Source organism: Xanthomonas euroxanthea (assembly GCF_903989455.1).
GTDB lineage: Bacteria > Pseudomonadota > Gammaproteobacteria > Xanthomonadales > Xanthomonadaceae > Xanthomonas > Xanthomonas euroxanthea.
In genome coordinates this window covers 2,110,178-2,125,669 of the sequence record NZ_LR861803.1, presented here as the reverse complement: position 1 = coordinate 2,125,669, position 15,492 = coordinate 2,110,178, and the positions used below count along the sequence as shown (strand labels likewise).

At 66.1% G+C, this 15,492-nt stretch carries 17 protein-coding genes; 2 read left to right on the top strand and 15 right to left on the bottom strand.

Annotation, left to right across the window (positions count from 1 at the left end; all coding sequences use genetic code 11):
- Positions 1-37 precede the first annotated feature (37 nt).
- The 11 genes from recA to rlmE all read right to left on the bottom strand — a co-directional run bounded on the left by recA (position 38) and on the right by rlmE (position 11,624).
- A complete protein-coding gene (gene recA / locus H7A86_RS09140) occupies positions 38-1,072 on the bottom strand; it encodes a recombinase RecA (protein WP_016904265.1) in 1,035 nt (344 codons plus the stop codon).
- A 172-nt stretch (positions 1,073-1,244) separates the two neighbouring features.
- On the bottom strand, positions 1,245-1,889 hold the full coding sequence (gene lexA / locus H7A86_RS09135) for a transcriptional repressor LexA (protein WP_119132155.1): 645 nt from the start codon (positions 1,887-1,889) through the stop codon (positions 1,245-1,247).
- Between the two features lie 91 nt (positions 1,890-1,980).
- Complete coding sequence (ubiB, locus tag H7A86_RS09130; RefSeq protein ID WP_119132415.1) at positions 1,981-3,657, bottom strand: 2-polyprenylphenol 6-hydroxylase; 1,677 nt, start codon at positions 3,655-3,657, stop codon at positions 1,981-1,983.
- A gap of 370 nt (positions 3,658-4,027) precedes the next feature.
- A complete protein-coding gene (locus H7A86_RS09125; RefSeq protein WP_119132156.1) occupies positions 4,028-4,225 on the bottom strand; it encodes a hypothetical protein in 198 nt (65 codons plus the stop codon).
- Positions 4,226-4,448: 223 nt separating this feature from the next.
- Positions 4,449-4,943, bottom strand: a complete 495-nt coding sequence (locus tag H7A86_RS09120) for a CinA family protein (protein WP_180708093.1) — start codon at positions 4,941-4,943, stop codon at positions 4,449-4,451.
- Between the two features lie 351 nt (positions 4,944-5,294).
- Entirely contained in the window at positions 5,295-6,614 is a 1,320-nt protein-coding gene (gene hflX / locus H7A86_RS09115) for a ribosome rescue GTPase HflX (RefSeq protein WP_115676775.1), read from the bottom strand.
- A gap of 11 nt (positions 6,615-6,625) precedes the next feature.
- Positions 6,626-6,904 carry an RNA chaperone Hfq gene (hfq, locus tag H7A86_RS09110; protein WP_005915027.1) on the bottom strand — a complete coding sequence of 93 codons (279 nt, stop codon included), beginning with the start codon at positions 6,902-6,904 and terminating at the stop codon, positions 6,626-6,628.
- 77 nt (positions 6,905-6,981) lie between these two features.
- Entirely contained in the window at positions 6,982-7,965 is a 984-nt protein-coding gene (gene miaA, locus H7A86_RS09105; protein ID WP_119132416.1) for a tRNA (adenosine(37)-N6)-dimethylallyltransferase MiaA, read from the bottom strand.
- Entirely contained in the window at positions 7,965-8,867 is a 903-nt protein-coding gene (folP, locus tag H7A86_RS09100) for a dihydropteroate synthase (protein WP_119132417.1), read from the bottom strand. Before folP ends, miaA begins: the two co-directional genes overlap by 1 nt.
- A gap of 123 nt (positions 8,868-8,990) precedes the next feature.
- On the bottom strand, positions 8,991-10,931 hold the full coding sequence (ftsH, locus tag H7A86_RS09095) for an ATP-dependent zinc metalloprotease FtsH (RefSeq protein ID WP_164739312.1): 1,941 nt from the start codon (positions 10,929-10,931) through the stop codon (positions 8,991-8,993).
- Positions 10,932-10,991: 60 nt separating this feature from the next.
- Positions 10,992-11,624 (bottom strand): 23S rRNA (uridine(2552)-2'-O)-methyltransferase RlmE, encoded by a 633-nt coding sequence (gene rlmE, locus H7A86_RS09090; RefSeq protein ID WP_119132158.1) that lies wholly within the window; start codon positions 11,622-11,624, stop codon positions 10,992-10,994.
- A gap of 65 nt (positions 11,625-11,689) precedes the next feature.
- Here rlmE and yhbY point away from each other — a divergent pair, with 65 nt between their 5' ends.
- On the top strand, positions 11,690-11,995 hold the full coding sequence (gene yhbY / locus H7A86_RS09085; RefSeq protein ID WP_104582892.1) for a ribosome assembly RNA-binding protein YhbY: 306 nt from the start codon (positions 11,690-11,692) through the stop codon (positions 11,993-11,995).
- A 14-nt stretch (positions 11,996-12,009) separates the two neighbouring features.
- Positions 12,010-12,384, top strand: a complete 375-nt coding sequence (locus tag H7A86_RS09080; protein ID WP_104648525.1) for an Mth938-like domain-containing protein — start codon at positions 12,010-12,012, stop codon at positions 12,382-12,384.
- Between the two features lie 175 nt (positions 12,385-12,559).
- Here H7A86_RS09080 and H7A86_RS09075 read toward each other — a convergent pair whose 3' ends face one another.
- Genes H7A86_RS09075 through surE form a run of 4 tightly spaced genes read right to left on the bottom strand, consistent with a single transcriptional unit; the run spans position 12,560 to position 15,419 of the window.
- Positions 12,560-13,336: a peptidoglycan DD-metalloendopeptidase family protein gene (locus H7A86_RS09075; RefSeq protein WP_180708092.1), complete on the bottom strand. Its 777-nt coding sequence runs from the start codon at positions 13,334-13,336 to the stop codon at positions 12,560-12,562.
- Positions 13,333-13,947, bottom strand: coding sequence for a YqaA family protein (locus H7A86_RS09070; RefSeq protein WP_104648524.1), 615 nt, complete (start codon positions 13,945-13,947; stop codon positions 13,333-13,335). Before H7A86_RS09070 ends, H7A86_RS09075 begins: the two co-directional genes overlap by 4 nt.
- 18 nt (positions 13,948-13,965) lie before the next feature.
- Positions 13,966-14,643 (bottom strand): protein-L-isoaspartate(D-aspartate) O-methyltransferase, encoded by a 678-nt coding sequence (locus H7A86_RS09065; RefSeq protein ID WP_104582889.1) that lies wholly within the window; start codon positions 14,641-14,643, stop codon positions 13,966-13,968.
- Positions 14,640-15,419 (bottom strand): 5'/3'-nucleotidase SurE, encoded by a 780-nt coding sequence (gene surE, locus H7A86_RS09060; protein ID WP_104582888.1) that lies wholly within the window; start codon positions 15,417-15,419, stop codon positions 14,640-14,642. The genes H7A86_RS09065 and surE overlap by 4 nt, the downstream gene beginning before the upstream one ends.
- Positions 15,420-15,492: the final 73 nt, after the last annotated feature.

Sequence of the window (15,492 nt, the reverse complement as noted above, 5' to 3'; positions counted from 1 at the left end):
CCTGATCACGGCTCAGCTCGCTCTGACGGGGCTGCTGTCATTCCTTCTCGACGTCGTCACCGGCTTCGCGCGGCGCTTCGGCCGGCTGGAACTTCTCGCGCAGCTCGGCTTCCAGCCGCACCGCAACCTGCGGGTTGTCGCGAAGATAGCCGCGTGCGTTGTCCTTGCCCTGCCCGATGCGCTCTTCGCCATAGCTGTACCAGGCGCCGGCTTTCTCGACCAGCTTGGCTTCCACGCCCATGTCGATCAGCTCACCCTCGCGGCTGATGCCTTCACCGTAGAGGATTTCGGTCACGACCTGCTTGAACGGAGGCGCCAGCTTGTTCTTGACCACCTTGATCTTGGTCTGGTTGCCGATGATCTCGTCGCCCTTCTTGATCGCGCCGATACGACGGATATCCAGACGGACCGAAGCGTAGAACTTCAGCGCGTTACCGCCAGTGGTCACTTCCGGGCTCTGGCCCGGCATCATCACGCCGATCTTGTGGCGCAACTGGTTGATGAAGACCACCAAGGTGTTGGAACGCTTGATGTTGCCGGTCAGCTTGCGCAGCGCCTGGCTCATCAGGCGGGCCTGCAGACCCGGCAGCTGGTCGCCCATTTCGCCTTCGATTTCGGCCTTGGGGGTCAGCGCGGCGACCGAGTCGACCACCACGATGTCCACCGAACCGGAACGCACCAGCATGTCGGCGATTTCCAGCGCCTGCTCGCCGGTATCCGGCTGCGACAGCAGCAGGTCGTCGACGTTGACGCCCAGCTTGGCGGCATAGATCGGGTCCAGCGCGTGCTCGGCGTCGATGAAGGCTGCGGTGCCGCCCTTCTTCTGGCATTCGGCAATCGCCTGCAGGGTCAGGGTGGTCTTGCCCGACGATTCCGGACCGTAGATTTCGACCACACGGCCCTTGGGCAGGCCGCCGATCCCCAGTGCGATGTCCAGCATCAGCGAGCCGGTCGGAATGACTTCGACGGCCTCGATCACACGGTCGCCCATGCGCATCACCGAGCCCTTGCCGAATTGCTTTTCGATCTGGCTCAGTGCGGCGGAAAGGGCGCGCTTCTTGTTCTCATCCATCTGGGTGATCCTTGTCAGTGATTTCGGTGTAGGGCTAATGTAACGGCGGTGTATCGCACAGGCTGAGACTGGCTGCGACACACTCAGATTAGAAAAGTGGCCATGGCGATGGCAGCGGGAAATCCTGTGGTACCGGCTCGGGATAACGCCAGTGCAGCCATCGGCGCAGGGCTCAACGATTCGGCCTCAACAGCCCGCAGTACAGGCCCTCGATTGCGAAATCCTGATCCGGCAATACTTCGATCGGCGCATAGTCCGGGTTACGCGGCAGCAAGCGGATGCGGTCCTTGCCGATCTTCAACAATTTGACCGTGATCTCCTCATCGATCCGCGCCACCACGATCTGCCCCGAACGCGCATCGCGGGTGCGGTGCACCCCGATCAGGTCGCCGTTGAAGATACCCTCGTCGCGCATCGAGTCGCCCTGCACCTTGAGCAGGTAGTCCGGCGACGGCGAGAAGAACACCCGGTCCAGCACCACGAAGTCGTCCGAGCCGATATCCGCACCGATCGGCAGGCCTGCCGCCACACGTCCCAGCACCGGCAGGCGCAGTACATCGTCGCGCATCGGCTCGTTTGCGGCAGGCGGGGTGCGTGACTGGGCGCCCTGCCCGGCCAGGCGGATGCCACGGGCCTGCCCGCGTACACGCCGGATCGCGCCGGCCTGCTCCAATGCCTCCAGATGGTATTGCGCGCCGCGCACACCCTTGAAGCCGAAGGCGCGCGCGATCTCGGTCTGCGAGGGCGGCACGCCATCGGCATCGATGCGCTCGGCGATCAAGGCCAGGATTGCTTGCTGGGTATTGGTCAGGTCCATGGTTAGTAGTATTACTACTAACTGACGCCTGCGCAAGCGCCGTGTCGTGCCTCACGCGCAGGCCGGCAACCGGGCGGTACAGGCGCCGCGTCTAGCGCCGACTCCGCCAGATGGAAAACAGGATCCAGACACCGCAGATGGCTGCGCCGATGAAGCCGCCGACCCCCAACGCAAGCAGCCAGCGACTGGCACTGCCGCCGACACTGTTCATGACGATCGACGAGCCGATCACCAGCGCGGCCGTCACGATGCCCATGGTGAGCCGGTTGGCCGCGCGATCGACCTGGTCGCCGAATTCGCGCAATGCCCGCGTTTCCACCTGCAGTTGCAACTTGCCGCGCCGCGCGGCCTGCAGCAGCCGTTTGAGATCGCGTGGCAGGTCGCCGATCAGGTCGATCGCGCCGGTCACGGTGCGACGGCTGCGCCGCAGCATCGCGCTGGGCGCATAACGCTGCAGCACCACGCGTTCGAGATAGGGGCGCGCCTCGGTGGCCATGTCGAAATCCGGATCGAGCTGGCGGCCCATGCCCTCGAGGGTGAGAAACGCCTTGATCATCAGCGCCAGATCCGATGGCAGGGTCAGCCCGTGATCGCGCAGGATCGAGGTGACATCGCCCAGCATCGCGCCGATGCGCAGCTCTTTCAGCGGCACGCCGCGGTATTCGTCGACGAAGGCGCCGATGTCCTGCTGCAGCCGCGATTCATCGATCTCCAGACTGGTGCCGGCCCATTCCAGCAACACGTCGATGACCGCTTCGGCGTCGTAGCTGACCATGCCATGCAGCAGTTGCGCGACCTGGAAACGACGTTGCTCGGAAACACGTCCGACCATGCCGAAATCGATGACGGCGATGCGCCCGTCGCGCAGGTAAAAGATGTTGCCCGGATGCGGGTCGGCGTGGAAGCAGCCATCCTGCAGCACCATCTTCAGCACGATCCCGGCGCCGGTGCGCGCCAGTGCCTTGCGGTCCAGTCCAGCCGCGTCCACAGCGCGCAGGTCCCGCCCGGGAATGCCGTCGATGAATTCCTGCACGTTGAGCGATTCGCAGGTCCACTGCCAGTAGACCGACGGCACCACCACCCCGGGGTCGTTAACGAAGTTGGCCGCGATGCGCTCGGCATTGCGACACTCGGCGGCGAAATCCAGCTCGCGTCGCAAGGAGACGGTGAATTGCTGCACCACTTCGGCGGGGCGATAACGCTTGAGATCGGGCGCGCGCGTTTCCACGATTTCCGCCAGGCGTGCCAGCAGGCGCAGATCTGCATCGATGACATCGCCAATGCCGGGGCGGCGGATCTTCAGCACCACCGGTGTGCCATCGGCCAGCCAGGCGCGATGCGTCTGCGCCAGCGATGCCGCAGCCAAAGGCTGTTCGTCCAGGCGTGCGAACACGCTTTCCGGCTCCGCGCCCAGGGCCGCGACCAGTTGCGGGCGGATCTGTTCGAACGGCAGCGCGGGCACTGCGTTCTGCAGCTCGCTCAGCTCTTCGATCCACTCCGGCGGCAGCAGGTCCACGCGCGTGGCCAGCACCTGCCCCAGCTTGACGAAGGTCGGCCCGAGCTCCTCGAGCGCGCGCCGCACCCGCATCGCCGCCGACAGGCGCAGGCGCCCCTCGGCGTTGTGCCAGTGCAGCAGCTTGCCGGCACGTTCGAGCACGTCGGCCAGGCCGATACGCCGCACCACGTCACCGAATCCGTAACGGATCAGCACCGCGGCGATTTCCTGCAGCCGCCCGAGATCACGAACGGTGCCGAGTGCCTCCCACATCAGCACACCGCCTGCGACTGCGCTGCGGCAACAGGCGGCATCGCACCACGCCGCATCGCCGGCCGCTTGTCGTCGTTCGAAACCAAGGTTGACCACGCTCCGCCACGCGCAACACCCATCGCTGCGCGATCGCTCGCGCACAGGACAGCGCAATCACCGGCTGCCTCACGCATCGGGCGCCAAAGGGCTGCGCACCGGTCATCCAGCAATGCCAGGACACCGCCAGCAGATGGATGCGGCGCGGACAACGACAGCACATGAGAAGAAAGCGGAAGCATCGGCACGCAGGTTGAAGGCGAGACCTTGTTTGTAGCCGATCTGCACGTGCCTGTCGCGCCATGGACAGCTGCGGGCTTAGCCGAGGTTGCGCTCACGCAGGCATCCTGATGCCGTGGCGAGGCCGCACCAGGGCCTGATGCCGCAACCGTAAGCTCAGCCCGTACATGCGGGGGCGCCCAGAAATGCGTTCCGACCCCGCCTGTAGCGGCGCATCGATGACGATCTGGCGACAGGTTGCGTTGCCGATATCTTCTGCCCACGCTTCCAGCACCAGCACCAGCACCAGCACCAGCGCTCGTCGTCGGCGCCGATGCCCAGCCACGCATCGAGCACCGTGCAGCCCGGTTGCACCTTCTGCGGATGCAGATCGGAGCGCGCAGCGAACCCGGCGCAGCCAAGGCTGCATTGCCACCATGCATCACATGCGCAACCGCCCGCTGTCGAAGAGAACCGCCGCGGCCAGAGCCACACCCCGCGCAGCAGGTACGTGCGCGTGGCTGCTGCGGCGTGGCCTAGAGCAGCACGCTCAAGCCCCGCAACGCGGCAACCACGGTCTGGCGACGCACTGCATCGCGATCGCCAGCGAAGTGGAACAACTGCGCAGTGGCATAGCCGCCGCGCCGCTTCCAGCCGATCCATACCGTGCCGACCGGCTTGTCCTCACTGCCGCCCCCCGGCCCGGCGATGCCGGTCACCGCCACCGCAATGCTCGCACCGGAATTGACCAGCGCGCCCGAGACCATTTCGATCACCGTTTCGCGGCTGACCGCACCATGCACTTCCAGCGTGTGGGGGCGCACTCCCAGCAAGGCCTGCTTGGCCTCATAGCTGTAAGCGGCCATGCCGCAATCGAACCAGTGCGAAGACCCCGCCACATCGGTGACCGCCTTGGCGATCCAGCCGCCGGTACAGCTCTCGGCAGTGACCAGGCGCTCGCGCGCGGCAAGCAGCTGTTGCCCGAGGTGTTCGGCCAGCTGCTGCAGTTCGGAATCGGCGGACATGGACATGGGCACGGCGAATGAAGGGGCAGCCGACGTTTTAGCCCAATTTGCCGCCCCTGTCTGCGCCGGCGTCCATTCGGCACCAGCGACGACGTGGCCCAGGTTCAGTGGCAGTGTGCAGCCCATCGCAGCAGGCATCGGCTGCGATGGCGAGCGGATCGCCAGGCTGTCGGCTGCGATGGCCTGCATCGTCCTGCCCTGGCGACTGCGGCAGACCTGTGTTGGCCGCCATCTGCCAAAGCGCCAAGACCGGCGTGGCGCGATCGCCACACCGTCCGACCCCACCGCTCCGACGCCATCGGCCTGCCCTGCCAGCGTCACGCTGCACGGCCGGCCAAGCCGACCGTGCAGCGCCGATCACGACTCCCAATCTTCGCGACGATCCGGCAGCATCGCGCGCAGTGGTGCACCGTCGTCGCCGGCAGCCAGGCGCTCGGCCTCGACCATCGGCAGGTCCACATCCAGCAACCAGCCGTCCTCGTCGGACTGCTCGCCGCGCACCACTTCCAGTTGATGCAACTTGGAGCGCAGGCGGCCTGCCGACGGTGGCAACCGCAGTTGCCCGGTCACATGGCGCAGATCCAGTCGCTGCCCCAGGGCGTGCTGCAGTTCCGGCAGCCCGCGCCCATCACGCGCAGAGACCCACACGCGCTCACGCCGCGCCTGGTCGGGAATGCCGTCCTGCGCATCGTGACGCACCTGCGCGCCTTCGATCTTGTCGATCTTGTTGAACACCAGCAGCTGCGGCAAATCGCCCGCGCCCACCGCATGCAACACCTCATCGACCTGCTGGATGCGTTCTTCGCGCAGCGGGTCGGCCGCATCGACGATATGCAACAACAGATCGGCGTCGCGCGCTTCGGACAAGGTCGAACGGAACGCAGCGACCAGTTGATGCGGCAGATCGCGCACGAAGCCGACCGTATCGGCCAGGATCGCACTGCCGCCCGGCAGCGCAATGCGACGCACGGTGGGATCGAGCGTGGCGAACAACTGGTCGGCCACGTAGGCCTCCGCGCCGGTCAGGGCATTGAACAAGGTGGATTTGCCGGCATTGGTGTAGCCAACCAACGCAATCCGCGGCAGTTCGCTGCGCATGCGCGCACGCCGCATCTGGGTGCGCTGCACCTCGACCTTTTCCAGCCGCTGCTGCAACTGCTCCACCCGCTTCTGCAGCAGGCGGCGGTCGGTTTCCAGCTGGGTTTCGCCAGGCCCGCGCAGGCCGATCGAGCCGCCGCGCTGACGTTCCAGGTGGGTCCAGCCGCGTACCAGCCGGGTGGCCATATGCCGCAACTGCGCCAGCTCCACCTGCAGCTTGCCTTCGTGGCTGCGTGCCCGTTGCGCGAAGATGTCCAGGATCAGGCCGGTGCGGTCGATCACGCGCCGCTCCAGGTAGCGCTCCAGATTGCGCTCCTGGCCGGGCGACAAGGTGTGGTTGACCAACACCAGATCCGCGCCGGTGGCCTCGGCGGCGGCCTTGATCTCTTCCAGCTTGCCGCTGCCGATCAAGGTCGACGGGTTCGGTTTGTCGATGCGCGCGGTGAGCGTGGCCGCCACCGTGGCGCCCGCCGACCTGGCAAGGTCGGCGAACTCCTCCAGCACATCCTCTTCGGCAGGCCCACCGGAGTGGGTCTGAATCAACAACGCGTGTTCACCCTTGCGTGAGCGATCAAACACGCACTACTCCATTACTGCTCGACGTCGTCATCTTCCGCCTGGTTGCCTTCATTGGATTGCACATACCCACCACCCGGTCCCACGCGCACGTTGCGCGCCGGCACGACCGTGGAGATGGCGTGCTTGTAGACCATCTGACTCACGGTATTGCGCAGCAGGACCACGAACTGGTCGAACGACTCGATCGTGCCCTGCAGCTTGATGCCGTTGACCAGATACACAGAGACCGGCACCCGCTCGCGCCGCAGCGCGTTGAGGAATGGATCCTGTAAAGATTGCCCCTTAGCCATCGAAAACTCCTCGTCATTATTGTTCTTATAGTCCCGGTCGACACCTGCCATCCCCAGCCGGTCCCGGAAACGGGATGTTACACGCCTGAAGCCTGCGGTACATCGGGACGTTGACCGAGGAAGCCGACAAGTGCGCGTTCCAGTCGATGCCGGTCAGTGTCCGGGTCGAACCAGCGTGCGTCGAGCTCGCCACGCAGCCAGGTGAGTTGCCGCTTGGCCAGTTGGCGGGTGGCCTGCACCGCCCTGTCGCGGAACTCAGCCAGGCTACCGGCCCCATCCAGATACTCCCAGGCCTGGCGATACCCCACCGCGCGCACCGCTGGCAGATCCAGCGGCGCGGCGACCGCGCGCAGTTGCGGCAGTGCTCGGAGACGTTCCACTTCGGCCAGGAAATCCTGTGCCAGCATCATGTCCAGGCGTCGTTCGATGCGCGCATGCAGCACTGCGCGCTCGCGCGGTGCCAGTACGACCTTCAGCACCCGCACCGGCAGACGTGGCCCCGGCGGCAGCGCCTGCCAGTAACTGATCGGCTTGCCGCTGATGCGATAGACCTCCAGGGCGCGCTGGATCCGCTGCGGATCGGTGATATGGATACGGGCAGCGGCGATCGGGTCCACGTCCGCCAGCTGCGCATGCAGCCTGGCCCAACCGAGCTGTTCGGCTTCGGCTGCGATGGCCGAGCGTACCGCCGGATCGGCCTCGGGTAACTGCGACAGCCCTTCCAGCACGGCGCGGAAGTAGAGCCCGGTGCCGCCGGCGAGAATCGGCAGCTTGCCGCGCGCCACGATTTGCCCGATCGCCTGCCGCGCATCGCTGGCGAATTCCGCCGCCGAATAGATCTGCCAGGGATCGCGCAGGTCGATCAGATGGTGTGGCACCGCCGCGCGCATCGCGGCATCCGGCTTGGCCGCGCCGATGTCCAGGCCGCGATACACCAGCGCCGAATCGACACTGACGATCTCGCCGTTCCAGCGCTGCGCTGCCTCCAGTGCCAGCGCGGTCTTGCCGCTGGCGGTCGGCCCCATCAATGCAATCGCCAGCGGGCGACGGTCGGCCGGCATCAGTCCTCGTCCGGCCAGCGAATGCTCGGTGCCGCAGGCGCGCTCACGCGTGGCAGCGGGATCGCCGCCATCGCGCTCCACACCTTCAGGGCATCCACGGTGGCGGCCACATCGTGCACGCGCAGCACCATCGCACCATGCTGGGCGGCGATCAGGTGCGCGGCGACCGAGCCGTACACGCGTTCTGCGGCGACCTGGCGACCGGTCAGTTCACCGATGCTGCGCTTGCGCGACAGCCCGGCCAGGATCGGCAGGCCGAACTCCTGCAGGCGCTGCAACTGCGCCAGCACGGTGAGATTGTGTGTGGTGGTCTTGTCGAATCCGAACCCCGGGTCGAGGATCAACCGGCGCTTGTCGATACCGGCCATTTCCGCCGCGAAGATGCGTTCGGCCAGGAAGCGATGCACCTCGGCCACCACGTCGTCGTAATGCGGCGCGTCCTGCATCGCATGGGGTGCGCTGCGTGCATGCATCAACACCACCGGCACCCGCAGTTCGGCCGCGGCATCCAATGCGCCGGGCGAACGCAGCGCGTGCACGTCGTTGATCATGCCGGCGCCGGCCGCGACCGCTGCGCGCATCACTTCCGGCTTGAAGGTATCCACACTGATCGGCACGCCGGTGTGCTGCGCCAATGCCTGGATCACCGGGATCACGCGCTGCAGCTCTTCGTCCAGCGATACCGGGGTTGCCCCCGGACGGGTGGATTCGCCGCCGATATCCAGCAGCGCAGCGCCCTGCTCGACCAGGCGCAGGCCATGCGCAATGGCGGCTTCGCAACTGGCGTACTGGCCGCCATCGGAAAACGAATCCGGGGTGACGTTGACGATCCCCATCACCTGCGGCGCGTCCAGTCGCAGTTCGCGACCGGCGCAATCCAGCTTGAGGGCGGTGTCGAACATCGGTGGTGTCTCCTTGGAGGGGTTGCGGTAGGGCGTGGTTGGCGATGTGGCCGTATAACGCATCAAGGCCGGGAATCGCTTCCCGGCCTTGATGAATGCTTCTGCAGCTGACCGATGCGGGCGTTACAGCTGCTCGGCTGGCCCGGCAATCGGCGCCAACGGACGCGGGCTGCCCTTGTCGTTGTTGTTGCCGCCGTCCTTGTCGGACTTGCCCCAGCCCGCCGGCGGCGGCGGCTCGCGGCCTTCCATGATGGCGTCGATCTGCGGCACGTCGATGGTCTCGTACTGCAACAGCAGTTGCGACATCGCGTGCAGCTTGTCCAGGTTCTCGGTGAGGATGGCCTTGGTCTTGCTGTAGGCCTTGTCCAGGATCGAGCGCACCACTTCGTCGATCATGCGCGCGGTCTCATCGGAGACGTTCTTGTGCTGGGTCACCGAACGACCCAGGAACACCTCGTCTTCTTCCTCACCGTAGGCCACCGGGCCCAGCTCGTCGGACAGGCCCCACTTGGTGACCATGTTGCGCGCCATCTTGGTCGCCCGCTCGATGTCGTTGGACGCACCGGTGGTGACCTTGTCACCGCCGAAGATCAGCTCCTCGGCCACGCGGCCGCCGTACAGCGAGCACAGCTGCGACTCGATCGCTACGCGGTTCATCGAGTAACGATCGCCTTCCGGCAAATACATCGTCACGCCCAGGGCGCGACCGCGCGGAATGATCGTGACCTTGTAGACCGGGTCATGCTCGGGCACGAGACGGCCGACGATGGCGTGACCTGCCTCGTGGTAGGCGGTGAGCGTCTTTTCGTCTTCGCTCATGGCCATCGAGCGGCGCTCGGCACCCATCAGGATCTTGTCGCGGGCACGGTCGAAGTGGTCCATGCGAACTTCCTTCTCGCTGCCGCGCGCGGCAAACAACGCCGCCTCGTTACACAGGTTGGCCAGGTCGGCACCGGAGAAGCCCGGCGTACCGCGTGCGATGACCATCGGCACCACGTCATCGGCCAACGGCAGCTTGCGCATGTGCACACGCAGGATCTGCTCGCGCCCCTTGACGTCCGGCAGGCCGACCACGACCTGGCGATCGAAACGGCCCGGACGCAGCAGCGCCGGATCCAGCACGTCGGGGCGGTTGGTCGCAGCGATCACGATCACGCCCTCGCCACCCTCGAAACCGTCCATCTCGACCAGCAACTGGTTCAGGGTCTGCTCGCGCTCGTCGTGTCCACCGCCCAGACCAGCGCCGCGGTGACGGCCAACGGCATCGATTTCGTCGATGAAGATGATGCAGGGCGCATGCTTCTTGGCTTGCTCGAACATGTCGCGCACGCGGCTGGCGCCAACGCCCACGAACATCTCGACGAAGTCGGAACCGGAAATGCTGAAGAACGGCACCTTGGCCTCGCCGGCAATCGCCTTGGCGAGCAGCGTCTTGCCGGTACCCGGCGGGCCGACCATCAGCACGCCGCGCGGAATCTTGCCGCCCAGCTTGGTGAACTTGGTCGGGTCGCGCAGGAAGTCGACCAGCTCGCTGACTTCTTCCTTGGCCTCGTCGCAACCGGCGACGTCGGCAAAGGTGATCTTGACCTGGTCCTCGCCCTGTAGCTTGGCGCGCGACTTGCCGAAGCTCATCGCGCCCTTGGCACCGCCACCACCGCCCTGCATCTGGCGCATGATGAACAGCCAGAAGCCGATGATCAGGATGACCGGCAGGAAGTTGAGCACCAACGACCAGAAACCCGGCCCGGTGGAGGGCTTCTGGCGGGTCATTTCGATGTTCTTGCTGTACAGCACGTCGACCAGCTTGTCATCGCGCGGCCCGTACACGGTGGCTTCGCTGCCGTCGGTGCGCTTGAAGCGGATCGCGTTGACCGCCAGATTGGTCTCGTCGGTGTAGTCCACCGATTTGACCCGCCCGGCATCCACTTCCTTCAGGAACTGGGTGTAGGTAATCGCGTCGGGGCCGACACCGCCCGCCATCCGCGGCGAGAAGCTCTGGAAGACGACCATCAGCACAACCGCGACGACCACCCACAACAGCAGATTCTTGGTCAAGTCGTTCATCCTCATTGGCTCCGGTGCCCTCTACTCTTCAATTCTTGAAACACGGTGGTCATTGGCAGCTTACTTGATCTGGGCACGCTTGCCCTGACCGAGCGCATAAACTTCCGGGGAGCGCTTGCGCGAGGCCGCCGGTTTGCGAATCGTCACCTTGTCATAGCGGCGGCGAAGCTCACGAATGTAGTCGTCGGACCCGACGCCCTGGAACAACTTGATCAGGAACGCCCCGCCCGGTTTGAGGTGGACATCGGCAAATTCCATCGCCAGTTCCGCCAGGTGCATCATCCGCGGTTGGTCGACCGCGTCCATGCCACTCTTATTGGGGGCCATATCGGACAGCACAAGGTCCACCGGCACATCGCCCAGCATCGCCTCGAATTCCGATAGGACGGCTTGCTCCCTGAAGTCGCCGTGAAGGAACTCCACCCCGGCCAGCGGCGGCATCTCCAGGATATCCAGCGCCACCACCCGGCCGCTGTCGCCCATGGACTTGCGTACCTGCTGCGACCAGCCGCCCGGCGCCGCGCCCAGGTCGACCACCACCATGCCCGGCTTGAGCAGACGGTCGCGCTGGAGCAGTTCTTCCAGCTTGTAGGCCGCGCGCGAGCGCATGCCTTCGGCCTGCGCCTTCTTGACGAACGGATCGGCGAAGTGTTCCTTGAGCCAGCGCTGGCTGCTTTTACTACGGGAAGGCATCGGCAAAGGGGTCTGAACGGGTCGCCATGATACCCTGAACACCCTTTGCTTCCCTTTGATCCTGCATGTCCATTGTTCTCACCTCCGCCCAGAACCGTTTCCTGCGCGGCCAGGCCCACGATCTCAAGGCACTGCTGCAGACCGGGGGCAAAGGGGTCACGCCGGCATTTCTGGCCGAACTCGAGGAAGTGCTCGAGCGCCACGAATTGATCAAGGTGAAGGTGACATCGGAGGATCGCGAGGCCCGTGACGCCATGATCGCCGAACTGACCCAGCACACCGGCAGCGCGCTGGTGCAGCGGATCGGCCATGTCGCCATCCTGTACCGCCCCAGCAAGGAAAAGCGTCAGATCGTGCTGCCGCGCGGCTGACAGACGAGTTCGCCATGCCTTTAAGCCAGGAACACCCCGACTACACCTATGCGCTGCGCGCGGCCGATGGCCGCCATGCCAAGGTGAACGACCAGATTCTGCAGCGCAGCTTCATCCTGATGCCCGACGAGCTGGTGGAAGGCTGGCCGGTGCCCGGCCTGGCGCAGCTCCAGGTCGCGCATATGGACGCGGTGCTGGCACTTGCCCCGGCGGTGATCCTGCTCGGCACCGGCGAGCGGCAGCAGTTTCCGAAGACGGACGTGCTGGCAGCCTGCCTGACCCGCGGCATCGGCCTGGAAGCGATGACCAATGCGGCCGCCGCACGCACCTACAACGTGCTGGCCAGCGAAGGCCGCCGGGTGGCGCTGGCGATGATTCTCGAAGGCTGATTAGGGAATCGGGAATCGGGAATCGGGAATCGGGAAAGCAGGCTGGACTGAAGTTTCGCTATCAGGCGAAATTTGACCAGGCCTTGGACGCCCTGCTCATGCCAGGCGTCGCACGCGACCTATCGATAAAGTCCCCGGCCAAGGCTGTTGCGATTCCCTATTCCCTACTCCCGATTCACTTCTTCGGCAGATACAGCAACGGATCCACCGGCTTGCCGTTGTAGCGGATCTCGAAGTGCAGCATGTCGCGGGCAGCGCCGCTGCGGCCCATCTCGGCGATCTGCTGGCCGGCCTTGACGCTCTGGCCTTCGTTGAGCAGGCGCTTGCGGTTATGCCCGTAGGCGGACAGCCACTGGTCGTTGTGCTTGATGATGATCAGCTCGCCGTAGCCGACCAGGCCGGCGCCGGAGTACACCACCACGCCGTCGGCGGCAGCGCGCACCGCCTGCCCGCTGGCGCCGGCGATGTCCACGCCCTGTTTGGTGGTTTCGCCGGTGACGAAGGTGCCGACCACCACGCCATCGGCCGGCCAGCGCCACGGAAATCCACTGCTGACCGGCGCTGCGACCGGGGCACTCGGGCGCGGCGGAACCACCGTGCCGGCAGTGGAGGTGCTGCCGCCAGGCTTGCTGGCCCCGGGCGGGTAGAGCTTGAGGGTCTGGCCGGGATAGATGGTGTTCGGCGAGGACAGGCCATTCCAGGCCGCCAGATCCGGCGCGGTGATGTTGGTGCGGCGCGAGATGGCGTACAGCGTGTCGCCGCGCTGGACGGTGACGGTCGCGCCCGGGCGCGGCACCGACGGACGTGGCGCCGCTGACGGACGTGCAGACGCCGAACCGCCGCCGGCTCCGGGCGAACGCACCACCGTGGCGCTGCTGCAGGCGGCCAGCCCGATGGCCACTGCGAGCAGGACTGCTGTCTTACATACCGAATTCATCTGCAACTTGCTCATCCGTTGGTTGTCTTCCACGCCAGCCACCCTGCTCCCACTGCCAGCACGGCCATGGCCACCCAGCCCAGCGGCTCGATCCAGCGATGCAACGCGGCTTCGGCGCGCGCTCCACCCAGCCGGATCGCGCCGGCCACCAGGTACACGCGCTTGCCCCGCCCCACCAGCATGCTGGCGATGAAGGGCAGGATCGGCACGCCGACCACGCCCGAGGCCCAGGTAAAGATCTTCAGCGGAATCGGGGTGAAGCCCACCAGCACCAGCGCCCAGAAGGCCTTCCACGGCGAATCGGCGACCAGCGTGCGCAGGGTTTCGATCTGCGCCTGGATCTTCGCGCTCCAGCCCAGCCATTCGATCAGCGGCGACAATGCGGCAAAGGCGAAATGGCCCAGCAGATAGCCGACCAGCGCGCCGCAGACCGAGCCGAGCAGGCTCAAGGTGGCGAACCACAACGCGCGCCTGGGTTCGGCCAGCGACATCGGCGCCAGCATCACCTCCGGCGGCACCGGGAAGATGAAGCCCTCCACGAAACTGAGGCCGGTCAGCAGCGCCGGAGCGCGGCGATTGCGCGACCAACGAATGGCCACGTCGTACAACGGCCCGAAGATCTTCATCGAGGAACTCTCATGGATTCAATCCAGCATGCCCGACAACAGCGGGACGAACGTGACCGGCGCCAGAACCTGCTGTTCGATCGCGCCGTCGGCAGCGCGCGTGAGCTGCACCAGCGACTGCGACGAGGCGCCACCGACCGGGGCGACCAGCCGCCCGCCGACCGCCAGCTGATCGACCAGCGCATCGACCAGTGCCGGGGCGGCGGCGGTGACCACGATGGCATCGTAGGGGCCGTGTTCGGGCCAACCGATGCGGCCGTCGTCGTGCTTGCTGCGCACATTCATGCCCAGATGCCGGAAGCGCTTGCGCGCCTGCCGTAGCAGGTCGCCGATGCGCTCGACCGTGTACACCTCCAGCCCCAGCGCGGCCAGGATCGCGCCCTGGTAGCCGGAGCCGGTGCCGACTTCGAGCACCCTGGTCGGGCCGACCTGCAGCACTGCCTCGGTCATCCGCGCGACCACCCAGGGCTGCGAGATGGTCTGGCCGTGGCCGATCGGCAGGGCGGTGTCTTCGTAGGCGCGCGAGGCCAGCGCTTCATCGATGAACAGATGGCGCGGCACCGTGCGCATCGCGTTGAGCGTGGCTTCGTCCTGGATGCCGGCCTCGCGCAGGCGCTCGACCAGCCGGTCGCGCACGCGTTGCGAGGTCATGCCGATCCCGACCGATTCCGGTTGCAGGCGCAGCCTGGGCGTCATGCTGGGGTATCCAGCGCGGCGGTCAACCCGCCCACCCAGCCGGCCACCGTCTCCAACGCCTGATAGCGGGTCAGGTCGACATGGATCGGGGTGATCGAGATATGCCCGGTGCGCACGGCGTGAAAGTCGGTGCCGGGGCCGGCGTCCTGCTCCGGCCCGGCCGGGCCAATCCAGTACACGGTGCGGCCGCGCGGATCGCGCTGCGGCACGCAGGGTTCGGAACGATGGCGGTTGCCGAGCCGGGTGACCTCGAAACCGAGCACATCCGACCAGGCCAGATCCGGCACGTTGACGTTGAGGATGGTGTTGGCGGGCAAGGGGTCGGCCTTCAGCCGTGCCACGATCTCCACCGCCGCGCGTGCGGCGCTCTGGTAGTTGTGCGCTTCATGGTTGTGCGTCACCAGCGACACCGCCACCGCCGGCAGGCCGAGGAAACGGCCTTCCATCGCGGCGGACACGGTGCCCGAATAGATCACGTCGTCGCCGAGATTGGCCGAGTTATTGATGCCGGAGACCACGATATCCGGCTCGTAATCGAGCATGCCGGTCAGCGCCAGATGCACGCAGTCGGTCGGCGTGCCGGCCACCGCGCAGGTCTGCGCGTCGATGCGGCGGGTGCGGATCGGCACATCCAGCGTCAGCGAATTGCTGGCGCCGGAGCGGTCGCGGTCGGGCGCGACCACCATCACTTCATGACCGGCATGGCGCAGCGCCTCGGCCAAAATCTGGATGCCGGGGGCGTCGACACCGTCGTCGTTGCTAACCAGTACGCGCATGGGACTCCTCGGAAAACCGGGCCATGATACCGGATGCGTCCGCGCCCTTCGCGCTTGATCTTCGCTTGCACCT

Coding starts and splice junctions, on each gene's coding strand:
- rlmE (WP_119132158.1), bottom strand. CDS start 11,624: ATGCCTTCCCGTAGTAAAAGCAGCCAGCGCTGGCTCAAGGAACACTTC.
- H7A86_RS09070 (WP_104648524.1), bottom strand. CDS start 13,947: ATGAAGATCTTCGGGCCGTTGTACGACGTGGCCATTCGTTGGTCGCGC.
- miaA (WP_119132416.1), bottom strand. CDS start 7,965: ATGCCGGCCGACCGTCGCCCGCTGGCGATTGCATTGATGGGGCCGACC.
- yhbY (WP_104582892.1), top strand. CDS start 11,690: ATGTCCATTGTTCTCACCTCCGCCCAGAACCGTTTCCTGCGCGGCCAG.
- hfq (WP_005915027.1), bottom strand. CDS start 6,904: ATGGCTAAGGGGCAATCTTTACAGGATCCATTCCTCAACGCGCTGCGG.
- ubiB (WP_119132415.1), bottom strand. CDS start 3,657: ATGTGGGAGGCACTCGGCACCGTTCGTGATCTCGGGCGGCTGCAGGAA.
- H7A86_RS09120 (WP_180708093.1), bottom strand. CDS start 4,943: ATGTCCATGTCCGCCGATTCCGAACTGCAGCAGCTGGCCGAACACCTC.
- lexA (WP_119132155.1), bottom strand. CDS start 1,889: ATGGACCTGACCAATACCCAGCAAGCAATCCTGGCCTTGATCGCCGAG.
- recA (WP_016904265.1), bottom strand. CDS start 1,072: ATGGATGAGAACAAGAAGCGCGCCCTTTCCGCCGCACTGAGCCAGATC.
- folP (WP_119132417.1), bottom strand. CDS start 8,867: ATGTTCGACACCGCCCTCAAGCTGGATTGCGCCGGTCGCGAACTGCGA.
- H7A86_RS09080 (WP_104648525.1), top strand. CDS start 12,010: ATGCCTTTAAGCCAGGAACACCCCGACTACACCTATGCGCTGCGCGCG.
- H7A86_RS09065 (WP_104582889.1), bottom strand. CDS start 14,643: ATGACGCCCAGGCTGCGCCTGCAACCGGAATCGGTCGGGATCGGCATG.
- H7A86_RS09075 (WP_180708092.1), bottom strand. CDS start 13,336: ATGAGCAAGTTGCAGATGAATTCGGTATGTAAGACAGCAGTCCTGCTC.
- surE (WP_104582888.1), bottom strand. CDS start 15,419: ATGCGCGTACTGGTTAGCAACGACGACGGTGTCGACGCCCCCGGCATC.
- ftsH (WP_164739312.1), bottom strand. CDS start 10,931: ATGAACGACTTGACCAAGAATCTGCTGTTGTGGGTGGTCGTCGCGGTT.